The 1,931-nt window shown below is 61.3% G+C and carries 2 protein-coding genes; both read right to left on the bottom strand.

Features of this window, described 5'->3' with window-relative positions; all coding sequences use genetic code 11:
* On the bottom strand, positions 1–1,173 hold a 1,173-nt coding region (locus tag EN884_RS34530; RefSeq protein WP_128361064.1), incomplete at its 3' end, for a DUF4347 domain-containing protein.
* A gap of 81 nt (positions 1,174–1,254) precedes the next feature.
* Positions 1,255–1,572, bottom strand: a complete 318-nt coding sequence (locus EN884_RS34525; protein ID WP_127224607.1) for a hypothetical protein — start codon at positions 1,570–1,572, stop codon at positions 1,255–1,257.
* Between the last annotated feature and the right edge of the window lie 359 nt (positions 1,573–1,931).

The raw sequence follows: 1,931 nt of genomic DNA, 5'->3' as shown, positions 1-1,931 counted from the left end.
AGTAGAGCCTGTTGCTCCGGTATCACCGGTCGAGCCAGTCGCTCCTGTATCGCCCGTCGCACCTGTGGCTCCGGTATCGCCTGTGGCACCCGTTGAGCCCGTGGCACCGGTATCGCCCGTAGCACCCGTTGCTCCGGTATCGCCTGTTGGTCCGGTATCCCCGGTCGAACCTGTTGCACCAGTATCGCCAGTCGCGCCTGTGGCGCCGGTCGCACCAGTAGCCCCGGTTGCGCCCGTAGCGCCGGTCGCACCAGCGGCCCCTGTCGCACCCGCGGTGCCAGTGCTCGCGAGGGTTAATAGGCCACCATTAAAGTGGTCGCCATCGTTGCCCGCGGCGCCTGGGTTGTTGATTGGCGTGGTAGCGAAAAGATAACCCGGTTGGTTGCCCGCCGTGACGGGGTCAGCGTCGGCGACAAAAGTAAGTGTGCCGTATAGGCGGAAGCCAGAGTCATAGATGAGATAAGTATGGCCAATATCTGGAACTGTTACTGTTATCGAGAATTTTGGAGCCACGGCATTGGCTGCGGATGGCAACTGAAAGCTACCTACAACCGTATCATCGGTTGTAGCTGGCGTATTAATTGTATCAATCAAGTAGTACGTGTTGATATTGTTACTTGATCCAGTATCTATAGTGCCGGTAAGTGTCAGATCGCCCGCAGCCAGAACCCCCACGTAATCCGCCGCGCCTTCAGAGGTTAGTGGCGGCAGGGGCGAGGACGCGTTCCTGCGTGCGCACAGCTCCCAGGCGCCGCCCAGGTCGGCTGCGCCGACTAGCGTTCTCGATGCGCAGACGTCCGCGCCAACTGCCTCTTCCAGAGCCGCCACGAAGGTCTCGCCCGCCTCCCCCGACGCCGTCTCGCAGCTCCACAGCCGCAGCTCGCCGTCTGTGGCAAGCGCCCGGCCGATTGCGGCAAGATCCTCGGCCTCTTCCTGCAATGTAGCAGATGACCACTCCCCTGCTGTGAAGCCGACACGCCCAGACCCACCATGTGCAATGACGTGCACCGCTTCGAGCCCTGCGTGCCCCGCGAGCGCGGCAGCGATCTGCCGCGCCGCCGGTCGGCGGCCGTTGAGCACAATCGCTTGAACCTCGGGTCGCACGCTGCCGAGAATTGCCTGGAGGTCGGAAACTGAAGGATCGACAAAAAGAACTTCAGAGGCACGGGCCATGACTGGCTCCTGTTGGCTTCGAACTCAATTCACCGGCAGCCACTCACTGGCCTAGCCGGCAAGTACTGCGACTAGAGAGATTTACCTCCCGGACGGCCCGACGGCGCCGTGGGGACGTTCCACCACTGGCGTCTCGACGCGGAGGAAGTTGGCGACCTGGAAGTTCCCGCCTTCATCAAACGTCCCAATGGCAAGCGAGCCGGCGGTGCTTGGGACTTTGACGGTGAGGGCGACAGCGAGGCTTCGCTTGACGGCTCTGGGAAGAACGACCTGACCGACAATAGCGCTCTTGGCCGTGTCCAGAATGAAATAATTTATATTTTCAATCGTGTCGCCGATCGGCAAAATGCCTCGAACGGTGACTTCCATAGCCGCAAATCCTGCCGTGAAGCTCATCATCTTCTCCTTGGTCGCCGGCGGCCGGGCCGCAGCTTCTCTTGGTCGTACCTTAGATTTCAATCGCTGGTTCAATGGCTGCAGAGCGCGGGCGCCCGGTGAGGCCGGTCGCGCGCATTGCCGCATTGCGGGCAGGTCTAAGAGACGGGTGCGCAAGGCTTGGCAGCCTCTTCGTGCCGCTCGATCGGATGGCGCCCCAGTTGTCTTCGCCCAGGTGAGTGAGGCGTCCAAAGGACACCGAGGAATACCCATCAATCGCTGGGTAATCCGTGCTGTTGGCCGACTGCGGGTAATTCAGGCGTTGTTCTACGCCTAAGCCTGCGTCATGGCCCCATCGCCTCGTACACGGTATCACCCCAACC

Source organism: Mesorhizobium sp. M7A.F.Ca.AU.001.01.1.1, assembly GCF_004022735.1.
Classification (GTDB): Bacteria; Pseudomonadota; Alphaproteobacteria; order Rhizobiales; family Rhizobiaceae; genus Mesorhizobium; species Mesorhizobium ciceri.
This window is presented reverse-complemented; position numbering and strand designations above follow the sequence as displayed.